The organism is Pseudomonas sp. REP124 (assembly GCF_020164475.1).
GTDB lineage: Bacteria > Pseudomonadota > Gammaproteobacteria > Pseudomonadales > Pseudomonadaceae > Aquipseudomonas.
In genome coordinates, this window is the sequence record NZ_JAIQWX010000011.1 from 19582 (window position 1) to 34504 (window position 14923).

The 14923-nt window shown below is 56.3% G+C and carries 17 protein-coding genes and 4 pseudogenes; 9 read left to right on the forward strand and 12 right to left on the reverse strand.

The window, feature by feature from the left end; genetic code table 11:
- Positions 1-2 precede the first annotated feature (2 nt).
- From K9857_RS04745 to K9857_RS04760, 4 genes are all read right to left on the reverse strand, one after another.
- The gene (locus tag K9857_RS04745; RefSeq protein ID WP_224533714.1) at positions 3-980 is read right to left on the reverse strand and encodes an ABC transporter permease; all 978 of its coding nucleotides are present in this window, start codon (positions 978-980) and stop codon (positions 3-5) included.
- Positions 977-2530 (reverse strand): sugar ABC transporter ATP-binding protein, encoded by a 1554-nt coding sequence (locus tag K9857_RS04750; protein WP_224533715.1) that lies wholly within the window; start codon positions 2528-2530, stop codon positions 977-979. Before K9857_RS04750 ends, K9857_RS04745 begins: the two co-directional genes overlap by 4 nt.
- A 54-nt stretch (positions 2531-2584) precedes the next feature.
- Positions 2585-3538 (reverse strand): sugar ABC transporter substrate-binding protein, encoded by a 954-nt coding sequence (locus tag K9857_RS04755; RefSeq protein WP_175377514.1) that lies wholly within the window; start codon positions 3536-3538, stop codon positions 2585-2587.
- A 186-nt stretch (positions 3539-3724) separates the two neighbouring features.
- Positions 3725-4159, reverse strand: coding sequence for a hypothetical protein (locus K9857_RS04760; protein WP_224533716.1), 435 nt, complete (start codon positions 4157-4159; stop codon positions 3725-3727).
- Between the two features lie 317 nt (positions 4160-4476).
- Here K9857_RS04760 and K9857_RS04765 point away from each other — a divergent pair, with 317 nt between their 5' ends.
- From K9857_RS04765 to K9857_RS04775, 3 genes are all read left to right on the forward strand, one after another.
- Positions 4477-5565 (forward strand): asparaginase, encoded by a 1089-nt coding sequence (locus tag K9857_RS04765; protein WP_224533717.1) that lies wholly within the window; start codon positions 4477-4479, stop codon positions 5563-5565.
- 206 nt (positions 5566-5771) lie between these two features.
- Positions 5772-6011 carry a DUF1654 domain-containing protein gene (locus K9857_RS04770; protein WP_175377517.1) on the forward strand — a complete coding sequence of 80 codons (240 nt, stop codon included), beginning with the start codon at positions 5772-5774 and terminating at the stop codon, positions 6009-6011.
- A gap of 1 nt (position 6012) precedes the next feature.
- On the forward strand, positions 6013-6705 hold the full coding sequence (locus K9857_RS04775; protein ID WP_318011743.1) for an endonuclease I family protein: 693 nt from the start codon (positions 6013-6015) through the stop codon (positions 6703-6705).
- Positions 6706-6786: 81 nt separating this feature from the next.
- Here K9857_RS04775 and K9857_RS04780 read toward each other — a convergent pair whose 3' ends face one another.
- Positions 6787-7155 (reverse strand): SPOR domain-containing protein, encoded by a 369-nt coding sequence (locus K9857_RS04780; protein ID WP_175377519.1) that lies wholly within the window; start codon positions 7153-7155, stop codon positions 6787-6789.
- A 250-nt stretch (positions 7156-7405) separates the two neighbouring features.
- Between K9857_RS04780 and csrA the strand changes: the two genes are divergently transcribed.
- Positions 7406-7600: a carbon storage regulator CsrA gene (gene csrA, locus K9857_RS04785; protein WP_077044507.1), complete on the forward strand. Its 195-nt coding sequence runs from the start codon at positions 7406-7408 to the stop codon at positions 7598-7600.
- A 97-nt stretch (positions 7601-7697) separates the two neighbouring features.
- Here the strand turns inward: csrA and K9857_RS04790 are convergent, their stop codons facing one another.
- On the reverse strand, positions 7698-8153 hold the full coding sequence (locus K9857_RS04790) for a DUF2214 family protein (RefSeq protein ID WP_224533719.1): 456 nt from the start codon (positions 8151-8153) through the stop codon (positions 7698-7700).
- Between the two features lie 233 nt (positions 8154-8386).
- Between K9857_RS04790 and K9857_RS04795 the strand changes: the two genes are divergently transcribed.
- A complete protein-coding gene (locus K9857_RS04795; RefSeq protein ID WP_224533757.1) occupies positions 8387-9163 on the forward strand; it encodes a carbonic anhydrase in 777 nt (258 codons plus the stop codon).
- 53 nt (positions 9164-9216) lie between these two features.
- Here the strand turns inward: K9857_RS04795 and K9857_RS04800 are convergent.
- Together K9857_RS04800 and K9857_RS04805 are read right to left on the reverse strand one after the other, a co-directional pair.
- Positions 9217-9409: pseudogene (locus K9857_RS04800) on the reverse strand (hypothetical protein).
- 320 nt (positions 9410-9729) lie between these two features.
- A pseudogene (locus tag K9857_RS04805) lies at positions 9730-10068 on the reverse strand (hypothetical protein); the annotation flags it as partial.
- Between the two features lie 22 nt (positions 10069-10090).
- Between K9857_RS04805 and K9857_RS04810 the strand changes: the two are divergent.
- Positions 10091-10378: a hypothetical protein gene (locus tag K9857_RS04810; RefSeq protein ID WP_224533720.1), complete on the forward strand. Its 288-nt coding sequence runs from the start codon at positions 10091-10093 to the stop codon at positions 10376-10378.
- Positions 10379-10407: 29 nt separating this feature from the next.
- Here the strand turns inward: K9857_RS04810 and K9857_RS04815 are convergent, their stop codons facing one another.
- The gene (locus K9857_RS04815; RefSeq protein WP_224533721.1) at positions 10408-11253 is read right to left on the reverse strand and encodes a hypothetical protein; all 846 of its coding nucleotides are present in this window, start codon (positions 11251-11253) and stop codon (positions 10408-10410) included.
- Between the two features lie 144 nt (positions 11254-11397).
- Positions 11398-11658 carry a hypothetical protein gene (locus K9857_RS04820; RefSeq protein ID WP_224533722.1) on the reverse strand — a complete coding sequence of 87 codons (261 nt, stop codon included), beginning with the start codon at positions 11656-11658 and terminating at the stop codon, positions 11398-11400.
- A gap of 233 nt (positions 11659-11891) precedes the next feature.
- Between K9857_RS04820 and K9857_RS04825 the strand changes: the two genes are divergently transcribed.
- Positions 11892-12260, forward strand: a complete 369-nt coding sequence (locus K9857_RS04825) for a hypothetical protein (protein WP_224533723.1) — start codon at positions 11892-11894, stop codon at positions 12258-12260.
- On the opposite strand, the gene K9857_RS04830 is transcribed toward K9857_RS04825, so the two are convergent.
- Complete coding sequence (locus K9857_RS04830) at positions 12247-12882, reverse strand: hypothetical protein (protein WP_224533724.1); 636 nt, start codon at positions 12880-12882, stop codon at positions 12247-12249. The genes K9857_RS04825 and K9857_RS04830 overlap by 14 nt on opposite strands.
- A 46-nt stretch (positions 12883-12928) precedes the next feature.
- Here K9857_RS04830 and K9857_RS04835 point away from each other — a divergent pair.
- Positions 12929-13852 (forward strand): annotated as a pseudogene (locus K9857_RS04835) (DNA cytosine methyltransferase).
- 43 nt (positions 13853-13895) lie between these two features.
- Here K9857_RS04835 and K9857_RS04840 read toward each other — a convergent pair.
- Positions 13896-14543: a hypothetical protein gene (locus tag K9857_RS04840; RefSeq protein WP_224533725.1), complete on the reverse strand. Its 648-nt coding sequence runs from the start codon at positions 14541-14543 to the stop codon at positions 13896-13898.
- Between the two features lie 268 nt (positions 14544-14811).
- Between K9857_RS04840 and K9857_RS30355 the strand changes: the two are divergent.
- A pseudogene (locus K9857_RS30355) lies at positions 14812-14892 on the forward strand (hypothetical protein); the annotation flags it as partial.
- Positions 14893-14923 lie beyond the last annotated feature (31 nt).

Below are 14923 nucleotides of genomic sequence, written 5' to 3' on the forward strand. Positions count from 1 at the left end.
ACTCAGCTCCGCCGGCTTGCGCGTTGACTGCGATAAGTATCGAGCACCACCGCGACCACGATCACCGCGCCGGTAATGATGCGCTTGGTCGGCTCGGTGGCGCCGATCTGCGCCAGCCCCGCCGCCAGCACCGAAATGATCAACACGCCGAAGAAAGTACTGATCACCGAACCGCGACCACCCATCAGGCTGGTGCCGCCGATCACCACGGCGGCGATCACTTGCAGTTCCAGGCCGGAGCCGGCGTTCGGGTCCGCCGCTTCCAGGCGGGAAATCTGGAACAGCGCCGCGATCCCGGCCAGCAGGCCCATGAGGCTGAACACCAGAATCTTGTAGGGCTTGGGATTGATACCCGCCAGACGTACCGCCTCTTCGTTGGTACCGATGCCGATCAGATAACGACCGAACACGGTGCGGGTCAAGACGGCTTGGGCGATGAAAATGATCAGCAAGGCGATGATGAAAGACGGCGAAATACCGAAGGCGATCGGGTTGGACAGCCAGGCAAAAGCATCGCCAATGTAAGCGGTGCGCGAGCCAGTCATCTGATACGCCACGCCACGGGCCATTTCCAGCACGCCCAGGGACACGATGAACGACGGAATGCGCCAGGCCACGGTGATCGAACCGGTGATGGTGCCGGCCAGAGCAGCCGCCGCCATACCCAGCAGAGCCGCCGGCAGAACGCTCCAGCCCCAGCCGAGAATCGCCACGCTGACCGTCGACGCGGCAAGCGCCAGCACCGAGCCCACCGACAGGTCGATGCCGCCGATGATCAACACGAAGGTCATGCCGACCGCCAGCACCATCAGGTCGGGAATCTGGTTGGCCAGGGTGCTGAAGGTGTCATAGGACAGGAAATGGCTGCTCAGGATAGAGAACAGCACAACCATCGCCAGCAACGCACCGGCCAGGCCAAGGTAAGTCCCAAGGCCATAAAAATTGCCGCTGCGTTTGCCGGCAGAAGATGCGGTTTTCATCGAATGTCCCCAGGCGCTGCTTCGTTGAGCAGCGCATCACGTTTTTGGTAGCCGGCGAATGCGGCGGCAAGCAAGTCATCCTGATTCCAGCTGTCGCGCTCGAAGGTGTCGATCAGGCGCCCCGCCGACAACACGCCGATGCGATCGCAGATCAGCATCAATTCGCGCAGGTCGCTGGACACCACCACCAGCGCCTTGCCCTGGCGGGTCAACTCGCCGAGCAGTGCATAAATGTCGAACTTGGCGCCGACGTCGATGCCTCGGGTCGGTTCGTCGAACAGCAGTACCGAACAGTCGCGCTCCAGCCAGCGGCCGATCACTACTTTCTGCTGGTTGCCGCCGGACAGTTCCGAGACCAACTGTGCCGGGCCGGAACTGCGGATGCGCATGGCATCGATCTGGCGCTGGGCCAGGGACGTTTCATCGCCCTGATTGACGAATCCGCCGCTGGAAATGCCGGGCATGTTGCCCAGCGCAATGTTGGCGCTGATCGATTGCGTCAGCAGCAGGCCTTCGCCCTTGCGGTCCTCGGTGATCAGGGCAATGCCATGAGCCACCGCATCCACCGGGGAGCGAATGCTGACCACCTGCGCGGGCGAACCCAGCGCCACGGTGCCGCTGTCTGCGGAATCGGCGCCGAAGATCAGGCGCAGCAACTCGGTGCGCCCTGCCCCAATCAGACCGGAAATGCCGAAGATCTCGCCGGCTCGCACCTCGAAGGACACGTCGCGCACCTTGTCGGCGCGGCTCAGGCCCTTGACCGTCAACAACGGGGCGCCGATGTTGCGCGCGCCCATGTCGATGTGTTCGCCAAGCTCGCGACCGACCATCAGCGTGACCAGTTGCTCGCTGTTGTAATTGGCCATCGGCTCGACGCACACCAGATTGCCGTCGCGCAACACCGCAATGCGCTGGGCGACCCGGGCCAGTTCTTCGAGGCGATGGGAGATATAGATGATGGAAACGCCACGGGCCTGCAGGCGGGTGATCTGCTCGAACAGCATTTCGACTTCGCGGGCGGTGAGCATCGCGGTCGGTTCGTCGAGGATCAGCACGTGGCAATCGCCGATCAGGTTGCGGGCGATCTCGACCATTTGCTGGTGACCGATGCCCAAGTCACCGACCAGGGTGTCCGGGTCGATGGCATCGAGCCCGACCTGGGCCATGGCTTCGATTGCCGCCTTGCGCAATTGCTTGCGACTGATCCAGCCGCCGTTGCTGGGCAAGTTATCGAGAAACAGGTTTTCCGCCACCGAAAGCGTCGGCAGCAGATTGAGTTCCTGCATGACCATGCGGATGCCCAGGTCTTCGGCCTGGGTACGGCTGCCGGGGCGGTAATCCTGCCCCTGGAATTGCATCTGGCCGGTGGTCGGCGTGACCAGCCCGCCAATGATCTTCGACAGCGTACTTTTGCCGGCGCCGTTTTCACCGGTCAACGCCAGCACTTCACCGCGCATCAGCGTCAGGTCGATGCCGGTCAGAACCGGTTGGGCATAGGTCTTGCCGATATCGCTGACCGACAGGACAGCGTTCGGGGCATGAACGGACATAAAACTCTCCATGCGCTCGCCCGGACGGACGAGCGCCAGTGTGTCGCCAGAGGCTTACTTGGTAACCAGCTCTACCGGCGTCTCGATCACGCCATTGGCGCTGTCGACTTTTTCGCCCTTGATGATCTTCAGAGCAGTCTCGATGCCGAATACCGCTTGCTTGGCAGCGAACTGATCGGCCGTGGCCAGCACGCGACCGTCATTGAGCATTGGCTTGATGGCATTGATGTTGTCGTAGCCGACCACTTGCACCTTGCCGGCCTTGCCCGCGGCGCGCACGGCGGAAACCACGCCGACCGCCATGCTGTCGTTACCGGCCAGCAGGGCCTTGATTTGCGGGTATTCGCTGAGCATGGCCGCGGCAACCTTGTTGCCCTTGTCGATTTCCCAGTCACCGGACTGCACGGAAACCACTTTGATCTGCGCCGCCTCCATCGCATCCTTGAAGCCTGCGGTGCGGGCCTGGGCGTTGGTGGTGGTGGAAACGCCTTCGATGATGCCGACTTCGTCACCGGCCTTGAGCTGCTTGGCCAGATAGTCACCAACCAGGCGCGCGCCCTTGCGGTTATCCGGGCCTACGAAAGGAACGTTGATGTTCTTGCTCTTGAGTACCGCAGGGTCGAGCTGGTTGTCGATGTTGATCACGGTGATACCGGCATCCACCGCTTTCTTGATCACCGGCACCATGGCCTTGGAATCAGCGGGCGCGATGACCAGCGCATCGACTTTGGAAACGATCATCTGCTCGACGATACGGATCTGGTTGGTCGTGTCTGTCTCGTCCTTGATGCCGTTGGAAATCAGTTCGAATTCGCCGGAGTGGTCTTTCTGGTAGGCCTTGGCGCCGTCTTCCATGGTCAGGAAGAATTCGTTGGCCAGGGATTTCATGACCAGCGCGACTTTGGGTTTTTCCGGGGATTGGGCGAATGCGGAAGAGACTGGCAGCGCGGCGGAGGCGGCAGCCAGCATAGCGACAGCGAGAAGACGTCCAGCGAATGGCAGCTTCATGGATTTACTCCGGTCTTATGATTATTGTGAGCAACGCTTGCTGACGTAAACTGCTTGGTGTTCACCGGCAGCTTTTGCTCACCGGAAACATCTCGCAAACGTTTGCGTAGACCGAACTATGCGAATCTTGTCGAAATTTGTCAACGACAGGAATTGCTCCTGTCGAAGTCGGGAGACGAACGTACATCATGCCGTAGTGTTGACGACGTTTCCGGAGCCCGCCAATTCCTTCGCCAGACTGGCCACCACCTGCATGAGTGCCGCAGTCGTCGACATGATCTGCGCCTGGATCGCCATGATCGCTGTGGTTTTCGCTTCCGGCGTCGGGAACGACGCGGCCTGAGTCGCCGCCAGTTGCTGCTGTTGCTCGCGCAATTGCTCCTGCAGTTCGCGCATGCGCTTGAGCAGTTCCTTCACGGTCGGGCTCTGGTTGCTGTCGGCGCTTTCGGCTTTCTCGGTGCGGTTGATGTCCTTGCCCAGAATGGTGGATTCCTCCTCCTCCACCCCCAACCTTTGCGCGGCGGTGTCCGAAGTCGATTCACTCAAGGTGTCGGTCGTCGAAGCAGGCTTGCCGCCGATATTGATGACCGATGCTTGTGGAAAACCGATAGTCAGCGACATGTGAACTTCCTGATAAAAAGATCCTTTACAGCGGCATCGGCCAAGGCAGCGGTTTCTTTAGCAAGGATTTACAAAGATGTTTTCGGGGAGCCGAACGAAATCGCGGCGTGCGGTCGGAAACCCGGACGGAGCAGGCTCGCAGCGCTTCTTTCAGTTTGTTTAAAAACACAAACAAATCAGTCAGTTAAACGCTTTTCTCTACACAGGATGTGACTGGTACAGATCCTGCTCTTCAACAATGCCTCCAAACGTTCAGATTCGTTTGGGCGCATCTAGATGAACCTGCATCTGCACCGTCACCACTAGAGAGAAAAATAATGACATCTGCTTTCAAAACCATCCTTCCGGGTGCCCTCGCCCTCCTGCTGCTACTGCCGACTGCCTCCCAGGCAAAAGAAGCCGAAACCCAACAGAAACTGGCCAACGTGGTGATCCTTGCCACCGGCGGCACCATTGCCGGCGCGGGGGCGAGCAGCGCCAACAGCGCGACCTATCAAGCGGCGAAAGTCGGCGTCGACAAACTGATCGCCGGCTTGCCGGAACTGGGCCAGTTGGCCAACGTTCGCGGCGAACAGGTGATGCAGATCGCCTCCGAGAGCATCACCAATGAAAACCTGCTGCAACTGGGCCGTCGCGTAGCGGAACTGGCCGACAGCAATGACGTCGATGGCATCGTGATTACCCACGGCACCGACACCCTGGAAGAAACCGCCTACTTCCTGAACCTGGTGGAAAAAACCGACAAGCCGATCATCGTGGTCGGTTCCATGCGCCCGGGTACGGCCATGTCGGCTGACGGCATGCTCAACCTGTATAACGCCGTGGCCGTGGCCAGCAGCAAAGAGGCGCGCGGCAAAGGTGTGCTGGTGACCATGAACGATGAAATCCAGTCGGGTCGCGATGTGAGCAAGATGGTCAACATCAAGACCGAGGCCTTCAAGAGCGCCTGGGGTCCGCTGGGGATGGTGGTTGAAGGCAAATCCTACTGGTTCCGCCTGCCGGCCAAGCGTCACACCATGGATTCCGAGTTCGACATCAAGTCCATCAAGAGCCTGCCCGACGTGGAAATCGCCTACGGCTACGGCAACGTCAGCGACACCGCCTACAAGGCACTGGCTCAATCGGGTGCCAAGGCCATCATCCACGCCGGCACCGGCAATGGTTCGGTCTCTTCGCGCGTCGTCCCTACCCTGCAGGCACTGCGCAAGGACGGCGTGCAAATCATCCGCTCTTCCCACGTCAACGCCGGCGGCTTTGTACTGCGCAACGCCGAGCAGCCTGACGACAAGTACGACTGGGTCGTGGCCCATGACCTGAACCCGCAGAAGGCTCGCATCCTGGCGATGGTCGCCCTGACCAAGACCAACGACAGCAAAGAGCTGCAGCGGATGTTCTGGGAATACTGATTCGCCCTCGCCCGAGCGATTCCGTTCGGGCACCGGTTCCGCCACTCGCCGGCCTTGGCGAGTGGCACCTTCCTGCAAAAAAATTCTCGTTGTCCTACATCGAATGGAAAAAGTTGCTGTCAGAGGATTCTCTTGAATTTTAAGCAGTTGCGAAAATGCCTACAGTTAAATACTGTATGCACGTACAGCTTAATAAGGATAATTCGATGGACTCCACTTCCGCTTCCGCTGATGCCTATGTCCGCATGGGCCTGCGCGTTCAGAAAATCATCAACTCCCCCACCGCTCAAAAAGCCAAGGCCGCGCTGATTTTCCGCCTGCCGGACGAGCCGATGGATGAATGGGAGCGCCTGCTCGAAGAGATCGATGAAAACGACAACGTCACCCTCGCCTATCGCGACGACGGCGGTGTGCAGGTTTTCTGGGTTGTGCCGAAGGAAGATTGAGTTGAAGAGTGTCCGCTGTTTGAGTTTGCTGTTTTTGCTGTTCACCGTGGGCGCCCAGGCCGAGGCGCCGCGCACCTTCACTGAAGCCAAGAAAGTCGCCTGGAAACTGTATGCGCCTCAGTCCACCGAGTTCTATTGCGGCTGCAAGTACACGGGCAACAAGGTCAACCTGGCGGCCTGCGGTTATGTGCCGCGCAAGAATGCCAAGCGCGCGGCCCGCATCGAGTGGGAACACATTGTCCCGGCCTGGCAGATCGGCCATCAGCGCCAGTGCTGGCAGGAAGGCGGACGCAAGAACTGCACACGCTACGATTCGGTCTATCAGAAGGCCGAGGCCGACCTGCACAACCTGGTGCCGAGCATAGGTGAGGTGAACGGCGATCGGAGTAATTTCAGCTTTGGCTGGCTGCCGGAGCAATCGGGTCAGTACGGTTCGTGCCTGACTCAGATCGACTTCAAGGCGAAGAAGGTCATGCCGCGCCCATCCATTCGCGGGATGATCGCCCGGACTTATTTCTACATGAGCAAGCAGTATGGGTTGCGCCTGTCGAAACAGGATCGGCAACTGTATGAGGCCTGGAACAAGACCTATCCGGCCCAGGCCTGGGAACGTCAACGCAATCAACGCGTGGCATGCGTCATGGGACGCGGCAACGAGTTTGTCGGTCCCGTCGACATGAAAACCTGCGGCTGACCGCCGCCTGAAAACACAAAGGCCTCGGATTTGTTTCCGAGGCCTTTGTGTTTTTACTGACTCTACGCTGCTGTCAATGCCTTACTGAGCCGCAGGACGTTCCAGAACCAGCACTTCGATATTCTGTTTCTTAGCCCGCACGATCGCTGCGTTCACTTCTGCCTGCTTGGCTTCGGCTTCAGCTTTCGAGGCGTAAGGGCCCATCAGGATTCGGGTCTTGCCATCGGCTTCCCGGATGACATTGGCCATGAACTGGTGCTCGATCATCCAGCCGCTCAGGTCGCTCACAGCCTGGGGCGTCGCTCCGCGCACTTCCAGATCCCATTGCGGTGCCGACGCCTGAGCCGGTGCGACTTGCGTGGCCGGCGCGGGCTTGGGTGCCTCGGTACGCTTGTCATCACCACAACCCGCCAGTGCCAATACCGCCATTACCAAGACCATTTTGCGCACAGCGTTTTCCTCTGAAGGCTAAAAGCGCGGATTTTAGCACTCATGGATACTTCCCGAGTGCCGCAAAATGGGCGCAAAACAACGAGAATGATGGATGCGGCCTCTGTATAGTTACGCCTTGGGAATTAATGCTGTATCTGCGCGTCAGAAAGAGGCACCCAAACCGTGAGAGTTCGCACTAATCTATACATACCACCGACTTCTGCACTGTCCGAATCAGGTGCCCCACGAAGCAATTAAGGAGAAGACCATGCTGATACTCACCCGCAAAGTCGGTGAAAGCATAAATATTGGTGATGACATTACGATCACCATCCTCGGCGTAAGCGGTCAGCAAGTCAGGATTGGCATCAACGCTCCAAAGGACGTTGCGGTGCATCGTGAAGAAATCTATCAGCGCATTCAGGCTGGCCTGACCGCTCCGGCGAAACCGCCGACCCCTTGAATCCTGGTGCAGTCAGTAGCCAGCCCGTTGGCCCTGCAACGACGGCTGGCTAAAGATTCATGTGCCGCAAAGCCCTATCCCGCCTCAACTCTTCTGTCTAACCGAACGTGAAACCACGCGCCATGCCAGTGGCCGCGATAACCATCAGCAACATCAGCAAACCCTCCACATGACTGATCCGTGCGAATAGCGTCGCGCGCCCGGTGTCGATTGCCGCGCCGCGGGCCAGCGCCACCCGCCATTTGATCAGCGTCACCATCGGCGCCACTTCGAGCAGCAAAATCAAAACGAAGAGTGTCATCTTCAGGTGGAACAACGGCTGGTGCAGGTAATAATCCGTACCCTTTTCATACCCGCCAAAAGCGCGCATACCACCGGTGACCAACAGGATCAGCGCGCAAATCCCCCAGAGATTGTCAGCGATCAACACGCTGCGAGCCTGCCCTGCGCCAGTCGCCAGGCGCCGGAAATTCGTACCTCGGGTCAACACCGCCCAAAACCCCAGACCGAATGCCAATAGGTGAAGCGCCGCAAGAAGCCAGTGAGCCAGCATTGGGTAACTCCTGTCAGGACCATGTGATCAAGCCTGTCAGTAGTAGCTCATCAAGGGCTGACTTGCATTCGGTCAATGATTAACAAATACGTACCGATCTGCACCGCAGGTCGCCCAAGACATCGCGTTACAGAGTCCAACTAGACTCCAATACGCCAGTGCGACATGTTCTCGCGTCCGCACTGCCCCCAACCGCAGTAATTCCCACCGCATAGACCTGAGTGAACAAAATCATGTGTAAATCATGTGATTCAAACTCTGCTTCAAACCCTACCTCCAACCCTGCCTCCAACAATAATGAACGTCGTCGTTTTCTCCGTCTTGCCGGATTAGGAGCCGGCGCACTGCTCCTGGCTGGCGCCCTCCCCGATCGGATCCTTAAGGCAGCCGAGAAAACCTCCACGCCGCCCAAACCGAAAAACGTCATCAGCCCGGATGAGGCACTGAAAAGACTGATGGCTGGCAATGAACGCTATGTCAGCGGCAACTCGGAAACCCACGACTTCAAGGACGAACGCGAAGCGCTGGTCTCCGGCCAGAACCCGTTCGTGGCAGTACTGAGCTGCTCCGACTCGCGCATCGCTCCCGAATACGCGTTCGACACCGCGCGAGGCGACCTCTTCGCGATCCGCGTCGCCGGCAACTTCGTCACGGATGAAGGCCTGGCAAGCCTGGAATACGGCGTCGCCGTGCTTGGCGCACCGTTGATTCTGGTGTTGGGACACGAAAGCTGCGGCGCCATTGAGGCCGGCATAAAAGCCGTCAAGGATCACACCGTCTTCCCCGGACAAATCCCGAAACTGACGGACGCACTCAAGCCCTCGATCGAACAAGTGATCAAACAACCCGGAGACCTGGTGGCAAACGCAACCGCGCAAAACGTCAAGAACTCGGTAGAGCGCCTCAAGAACGCCACACCGCTACTGACCGATGCACTCGGCAGCGGCAAGTTGAAAATAGTGGGTGGTGTGTATCGTCTGGCGACGGGCAAGGTCGAGCTGATCGCCTGACGCATCGGTGAAAGGCCAAATGAACAGAGCCCAGCGCAATGGCTGGGCTCTGGTTACCTTCTGTTTTCCATCATCTTGTCGGCAAGGGCCCTGGCCCTCTCGATCAACAGATTCTGTCGGTCTTCATGGGTAGCGCCACCGAAAACGGGGCGGTCAGATTGCTTTCGGCAATCAGCGCGGCGCGAAAAATTGATCCCAAACGGTTTGGGTGCCGGACGATGGCTTGTTTACCGGGTCGGCGATCATGGTCGACTCTTCTGGATGAGATAGCACGTTCCATTCTACGCCTGAATGGCGGCGTGACAGCCGCGGAACAGCGCTTGAGGTCAGGTTACAGAATCCACCTGAGCAGCACGTGAGATGCAATCCACGGAGACGCTTGCACTACCGTCCACTGAAGCAAGAGGCAGACGAACAGGTAAGCCGCAAAGAACTTGATCATCGCTCGCCTCCCCATTCGAAGCTCCCCGCTAAAAATCAGCGAAACACCTGGACATGTTCTGATTGGATTCGATGCAAGGCTGACAGTTCAATTTGAATCCAAATTATTTGCATTTGGATCGCACAGCGTAGATGCCGACGACGTCCACGCTCGTGGTGCCGATGCGCTGCAGCTTGATCCAGTTGCCGCTGTCCTTGCGCCATTCCACGTCATATCCGACCGCACCGGTCACCGCCGGCCAAGTGATAGTCATCGTCGCCACGGCGAGACCCTGCGACACCGCGGAGGTCGAAGACAGCGTTACGCTGGCCGGCGCCGGAACGACGGTGATCGGAATTACGCTGATCGGCCGCTCTTCAAGACGGGCGCCGGTGTCGACGAAAGCGAACTTGCTCGGCTCGTATTGCAGCGCGCTGATCTCGAAATCACCCTCGGTCGTGCGCCTGGTGCGCAGCACCCGGTAACCGGAATAGTTTTTCCACTCCATGGCCAAGAGCAACGCGGATATTCAGCGGGACAAGCGCGTAAAGGAGAAGGCCCTGCTCGAACGGATCGGCGCCGAGAAGCGCACGCTGATTGTTTCGAAAGCGCTCGATGATGCGTTGCAGGTCTTGGGCGAACGCCACGGCTTCGAGGAATGGCAGGAGACTGTTTCGACGTTTCTGATCAACCTGGCCGCCGCGCCAGCCGAAGACTCCGACCGCTTCGCCAACATGTCGCGACCTGAAATCATCATTTCTGAAAAGTGGTCGCGCTTATTGGCGAAATGTTGATATCCATACAAAAAAACTAGCGCTTCGACTCAGAGTCTCGGCGTTTTGAAATACTCATGAACAACTTCAGTAACAAAAAATTGAGGATGTAAATGATTTGACGGCGAATAAAGCCTTACATTCTTCCTATGCGTCCTACTCAAAAATGCGGCAGAAAGAAATATAACCACCTCGCATGGCTCCATTGAATCAATCAAAATTAAAAAATAATATTTTTTTCTGTCCAGCGGTAATTTTGATCTATTAATATAATGAAAAACCTGCCATACACGCATTATAATCTTTTTGTGTCTGTCAGGATTTAGAACCATTTTGACGTGCGCATAAACTTCTTTAATCCTTGTTTTTATCGGCAAACCGTCAAACTCTATTCGCTTTTTTCTGAGGTCTTGCAGAACCCTCAATCCACGAGTGAGTTTATCTTTGTCATCTTTCAACCTGAAGTGTGATTCTACAGCAGTTTCATACCTTTCAAGCAAGATAAAAAAAGCTGATTCAAACCGCTCTTGCTCAAACAGCTTTTGCTGCTCAAGCATAATTACTGATGTTTTGCGAGCTTCATTAGTTTGAATTAATGTAGTTCTAAGCAACACTACAAGCCCGATGAAACTTAAGACAGGGTTAGTTAGCCCTCCGACGAAATCCCCAACCTGCCCCATATTATTTTTTATTTCAAAACCATCACCAACAAACAGATAAAATAAAAACAATATAAACAATGCAAAAGCAGATGCAAACGCAGCAACTAAAAACTGATTGAACGGCTCGACCTGCAAATCGCGAGCACCATTACTTGCCAACTTATAAAAATAAATAGCACTAGCAATTGCAAAAAACAAAGCCACCACAAGAGCCATCGTAACTAGCGCATACATAATCAACTTTCCCCTAAATTCTCGCGAACGAATAATATTTAATTCGCAGCCCAATTCCAACAGATAATACGTAGTTTCCAGTTATGGAGGGTGCCGCCAATCTTTCCTTACCTACATTGACGGATACTCAAAATATCAGCGACCTCAGTCATTCAGAAATAGCGAAATAGCTTGTAGCCCAGCCGCACAGGAGGCCGCGATTGCTGCCCATGCGCTCAGTTGTGATTGCTTGTTCCAAGTGCTGATGAAATCGGTCTTGCCATCACTGAGAACTCCAACAGGAGAGCCGTCCGGATTCGTCCTTGACTCATATGGAACGTGAGCTCGTGCAGACCAGATCCAAAGCCCGGCCGAAATCACCCCTGCAGTTCCTGATAAAGCAACCACAACCGTTTTAAACGACATCTCGTCTTCCTTTTTCAAACTGCCAAATATACCGGTAAGGATCCCCTATGTCCGCACATCAGAAATTCCCTCAGATAAATTCCTGTCAGCCAAGCATGGGCCTGCCATTCAAAAAAATACTGGTGGACCTGTTCGCCGTGGAGGTGGTGCAAGCACTGGGATTGCCCGAGCGCACCAGCGCCGACGACAGACCTGGCTCGACTTACCGGCCAGTGCAATTGAAGAGGTAGGCCATGGCCGAGGAACAGCAGCCGACGGCGGAAGCCCTGAAGCAGCGAAGGAAGCGGGAGAAAGCCGCATTGAAGGATGCCGCGCTCGGTGTGGGCAAGTTCCAGATCGAGGTGGCCGGTGTGTTCAAGCCGGACCTCCAGCGCGTGATGAGAGCCCACGGCATCAACAACCAGCAGGACATTTACCAACGGCTGCTGATGAACTTGATCTCCGCCGACTTCGATACTCAGGCCGAGATGCTTCGTTGTGTCACGACACCTGTTGTTGTTGTTGTTAGCGAGAAGGTGTCGAGAGCGATCAGGGCGGGCGGATTGAAGTCGCTCACCGACGATCCGCTAGAACCTGATGACGAAGTATTCACCGTTGACTAACGTCCTTATTCATCTGTAGCAATTTATACGCTGTATCCGTTCTAGATTTATGAAACATGAGCTGCGTAGTCATAATAATTTCTTCAGTACCTGTGTTATCCCACGAGCCTAACCTTTCACAAACTTTTATGGCGAATGAGCAGGCCGTTTTTATATCCGTTAAAAATAACCGTTGAGCTCCAGTTAGGAGTTTTACATCAACTGATTGCATTGACTCCCTTTGGTGGATCCAGCGTAAGTCGTAGCCTTCAAGACGGTATCTAACAACTCCTGACACGCCATAACTTGAGAAAGACCCATTTATCGCGGAAATTAGAAACCCCAGGTGAATGTCAATATCTTGAGTTAAATGCAAAAGCAGATTTTTGGCTTCCTGAACTTCGAGTTTTTCGAGGTGCAGCCTTTGATCAACCTCTCTTCTGTGTTGAATACTACCAATCATGAATGCGCCAATGATGGCCGCTACCGACCCAATAGCCTGAACCCAGCTGGCAATTTCCGAGCTATTCAAACCGTTAGTCTTTATCACTAATCCGGCGATAAATGTTAGAGCGAGAACTAACGTCATGTTCTGCACAGAACACCATGGTTTGAACAAACTCTTCCCGTAATCGTTGAGCATGATCCCTCCCCTTTGAGCTGCGAATGATACGCGGCGAGGTAAACCAATGCCCACTGCAATCGATTTGTTCGCCGGACTCGGTGGATGGTCTATCGGCGCCCGCAATGCCGGTATCGACATTATCTGGGCGGCTAACCACTGGCCGGTCGCCGTCGAGTGGCACAGCGCCAACCACCCGAAGCAATACACATCAGCCAGGACCTGCACCAGGCGGATTGGTCGAAGTGCCGGCCCACGACATCATGCTGGCTTCGCCGTGCTGCCAGGGGCACACGAAAGCCCGCGGTAAGAAGGCCGGCCCCCCCTGCACGATGCGTCTCGGTCGACAGCCTGGGCCGTCATGTCCGCCGCCGAGTTCCACCGCCCGGAGGTGGTGCTGGTCGAGAACGTCGAAGAGTTCACCGACTGGGCGCTGTACCCCGCCTGGTCGCAGGCAATGGTCGCGCTGGGCTACATGATCGCGCCCCATGTCGTCGACTGTGCCGACCTCGACGTGCCCCAGCACCGTGTCCGGTTGTTCCTGGTCTGCACCCGCAGTAAGTCGCCGTTGATGCTCGAGCTGCACCGGCGCCACCAACATGTGCCCGCCGCGAGCTTCCTCGAATTCGACACGGGCCGATGGTCCCCGATTGAAAAGCCGGGCCGCGCCCAGGCTACCCTCGACCGGGTGCGCAATGGCCAGGAGCGCTTCGGCGATCAGTTCATCATGCCCTACTACGGCAAAGGCTCAGGGCTTACCGGCCGCGACATCAACCGCCCGATCGGGACCATCACCACGCTCGACCGCTGGGCCCTAGTGCGCGGCGACGAGATGCGGATGCTGTCAGCCAACGAGGCACTGGCCGCCATGTCCTTCCCGCCTGACACCCTGCGCCCAGACAACCATCGGCTGACCATGCACATGGCCGGTAACGCGGTCCCGCCGCTGGCGGGCCAACGAATCATCGAAGCGCTCAAAGCAGCGGCGTAACCCACCCTCCACCGCCCGGGCATGCCTCGGCAAGCGTCAATAACTACTTACCAGCCTTAGCTTTTTCCCACTCCTGTTTGAGGATGTGCTGGCACCAGTAAACAACGTTACCAGCTACCGCCTTCGCTGGGCCACCGGGCTGGTCGCACTCTTTATGCAGTTCATTAACGGCCTTCATAAATTCTTTCGAATCCACTTCTTCAGGATTTAGTAGAAGTTCAAGCTTTGCCTTTAAACTAACCAACTCTTTCATTGCCTGTATGTGTGACACCGACCAGTCCGCTTGAACCTCATTTGCTATTACCGAATCGTTAATTCTCTGTAAATTCCAAGATGGCTGCGCAGCCTCTCTGTAGACGTTGAGCTGTTGTACATTCAGTGCCGCAGCTATGTATTGAGCGCAGGTATCACGCAATTCATTAATCCAATTCTGCCTGCTCGCCTTCAGTGAACCCTGTTTTGCTATGAGTTCCTGGCTAGAAATGTTTTCCCTTTGGATCTTCGCATTCTCAGCCGCGAGCGCTTCTTGACTTGCAACCGTTTTATTAAAGTTTCGGATTGTCAAGTAAGTACCAAGCATAAAGACTAAAACTGTAGCGAAGAAGGTCCACAAGTTTGACCAGTCAAACCCGGTATCAACTACGATCTTCGGAATCTGCTCAAGATAAACAACTGACGTTTCGTACTTCACTGCCCACTCCCACTACGCATAGCCATCATCAGGCCATGATACGTCCGAGGTATCCTCCATGCCCAAAGAAAGCATTCGTTCGATCGTCACCGACTCCCTCGTAGGGATGATCAGCGCCGTAACCAGCGCGACGCCGCCGGCAAACCAGCCGCTCCCACAGTTCATTCAGTCGCCGATTGATCGTGCGGTTGATCGGATCAAGGCCGTAGTTGCTCCTGGTGTAACGCTCCACGCGACCCGCGCCAACCGCTTGTACCTGGCCGGGCCCATGACAGGCTTCGAATACTTTAACTTCCCCGCCTTCAACAAGATGGCCGCCGCCCTCCGCGCCCGCGGCTACGTAGTCGAGAACCCGGCAGAGCACGGTGTCGTAGAAGACG